The sequence below is a fragment of the Moorena sp. SIO3I6 genome, assembly GCF_010672095.1.
In genome coordinates, this window is record NZ_JAAHHU010000727.1 from 1 (window position 1) to 2,362 (window position 2,362).

2 protein-coding genes are annotated in these 2,362 nt (G+C 44.9%); one reads left to right on the top strand and one right to left on the bottom strand.

Going from position 1 to position 2,362, the window contains the following annotated elements; all coding sequences use genetic code 11:
• On the top strand, positions 1-1,414 hold a 1,414-nt coding region (locus F6K49_RS41920), incomplete at its 5' end, for an Ig-like domain-containing protein (RefSeq protein WP_293107185.1).
• Between the two features lie 133 nt (positions 1,415-1,547).
• Here the strand turns inward: F6K49_RS41920 and F6K49_RS41925 are convergent.
• Positions 1,548-2,362: HhoA/HhoB/HtrA family serine endopeptidase (locus F6K49_RS41925; protein ID WP_293107188.1), on the bottom strand; the 815-nt coding region annotated here is incomplete at its 5' end.

Consider the following 2,362-nt stretch of genomic DNA (forward strand, 5'->3'; position numbering starts at 1 on the left):
TCATCACTACAGCCGTGGTTATCATGCTCTTCCGATCTATAACAGTCTAATTGCAGTAGATGACACCGCTACCACTCAACCAGATACAGCGGTAAACATTGATGTTTTACAAAATGACACTGATGTTGACGGAAACGGCACTCTGACTATTGTCACTGATGCCAATAATGGTACTGCAGTAGTGGATGACAATGGCACTGCTGGAGACTTAACTGATGATTTTGTGATTTACACTCCTGATGATGGTTTCAGTGGAGCTGATAGTTTTACCTATGAGTTAAGCAATGGTCTGATTACTAAGACCGCTACTGTTGACATTGACGTTGCTGCTGCTGTTGACGAGAACAGTCTGATTGCAGTAGATGACACCGCTACTACTGAAGAAAATGCAGCGGTAACCATTGATGTTTTAGCAAATGACACTGGTATTAACGGAAACAGCACTCTGACCATTGTTAATGGTCCCAGCAATGGTACTGCAGTAGTGGATGACAATGGCACTGCTGGAGACTTCAGTGATGATTCTGTAATTTACACTCCTAACAATGGCTTTAATGGAGCTGACAGTTTGACCTATGAGTTAAATAATGGTCTGACTACTAAGACGGCTACTGTTGACATTAACGTTACTCCTGTTGAGGATGTTGCCTCTTCTGCGGATATTTTTTGGCGTAATTCTCAGATTGGAAGCAATCTTGCCTGGATCATGAATGGCACTGAGTTGGATCAGTCAAATCCAATTCAAGCGGAATCAGCTGATAGTCCCTGGGAGATGCGTGGTGCTGGAGACTTCGACGGCGATGGGCAAAAGGATATTCTCTGGCGTAATACTAATACCGGAGATGTGAGCTTCTGGCTAATGGAAGGCTCTGAGTTCAAAAGCACAGCATCTAGCAGCCAGGTATCAGACCTCAACTGGGAAATTCGTGGCACGGGAGATTTCGACAGTGATGGAGAAGAAGATATTCTCTGGCGTAATACCAATACCGGAGAAAATGGGGTTTGGTTGATGAATGGTACGCAGCTGGATCAGGGAGTTTCCATTACCAGACAGAATAATGGTGAGAATTTGCTGGTAGCAGAAGACGGTCTATGGCAGATGCAAGGTGCTGGAGATTTAGATAACGATGGTGACGCGGATATTCTGTGGCGTAATACTCAAAACCAAGATGTCTACTACTGGCGCATGGAAGGTAGTGAGTACGTAGAGTCAGTGTTGATTGCCTCACTACCAATCAGCGGTGAGTGGGAAATTCGTGGTACTATGGACTTTGACGGTAATGGTTTTGACGATGTCCTGTTGCGTAATGGCACCACTGGACAAAATGAGATCTGGCTGATGAATCAAACGGGGCTGCAGGAGGCAGTAGCCACCCAGTCCTTAACAGGGCAGAGCTGGCAAAGCTATGTCTAATATGCCAATCTGGTTAATTACTCATTAGTCAATAAGTAAGCATTCAGCATTCAGCAGTCAGCTGAATGCTGATGTGATCGAAAGCCTGATAACTAAAGTGATTAACCGAACTTGATTTTAATGCTTTCAACTACTACTTACCAGTGGGAAAAGCACCAGGTCGCACAGTCAATTTGGTATCTCGTTGATTGCGGCGCAACTCTAGGATTAAATCACTACCTACTTTAGTTTTAGCCACAGACTTCTGAACTTCTGTTGCATCTTTGACTGGCTGATCATTGATTTTGCGGATCACATCACCCGCACGCAATCCTGCTTTGGCAGCTGGGGAATTAGGTATTACTTTGGCAATCAATACCCCTTTTTCTTCATCAACCATCAACCCAGCATTGGGATTACTGTTGATCTGTTGTTTAACCTCTGGGGTTAAGGTTACCATCTGGATGCCCAAGTAAGGATGTTCTACTTTACCATCAACAATTAGTTGTTCAGCAATTTCTTCCACCGTATTAATGGGAACGGCAAATCCTAATCCTTGAGCACCCCGAATAATGGCTGTGTTCATGCCAATCACTTCACCGGAGGCATTGAGCAGGGGTCCACCGGAGTTACCAGGGTTAATAGCAGCGTCGGTTTGGATAAATTCCACTCGCTTATCAGGAACACCGACTTGAGAGCTAGAACGACCCGTAGCACTAATGATGCCAGTGGTTACAGTACTATCTAAACCAAGGGGATTACCAATTGCGATCGCCCATTCTCCTGGGGTGAGTTGATCAGAATCACCGAGAGCAACGGTAGGTAAGTTTTCTGCCTCGATCTGGATCACAGCTACATCTGTCAAGGGATCGCTTCCCACTACTGTCCCTTTAAATTGGCGACCATCTTTGAGGATTACATTAACACTATCCGCACTATCGACTACATGGGCATTGGTGAGAATATAAC